This window comes from Psychrobacter sp. TB20-MNA-CIBAN-0197, assembly GCF_040309765.1.
Taxonomy (GTDB): domain Bacteria; phylum Pseudomonadota; class Gammaproteobacteria; order Pseudomonadales; family Moraxellaceae; genus Psychrobacter; species Psychrobacter submarinus.
The window spans coordinates 1-243 of the sequence record NZ_JBEOPC010001245.1; the positions used below are offsets into that span (position 1 = coordinate 1).

A 243-nucleotide genomic window follows, 5' to 3' on the forward strand; every position below is an offset into this window, starting at 1 on the left:
GCGCCAGATTCATCACCGACAAGCCGATGCGCATCGGCGTGGTCGCCATGGGTTACGCCGACGGCTACCCGCGCCAGGCGCCGACCGGCACGCCGGTGCTGGTGGCTGGCAAACCCAGCCGCTTGCTGGGGCGCGTGTCGATGGACATGCTCTGCATCGATCTGACCGACGTAGCGGAAGCGGGGCTTGGCTCGACCGTCGAGTTGTGGGGTAAGAACATCCTCGCCAGCGACGTGGCAAAGT

1 protein-coding gene is annotated in these 243 nt (G+C 66.3%); it reads left to right on the top strand.

The genetic code is table 11. The features are described 5' to 3' along the window. On the top strand, positions 1–243 hold a 243-nt coding region (locus tag AAEY83_RS17955; protein ID WP_351061400.1), incomplete at both ends, for an alanine racemase C-terminal domain-containing protein.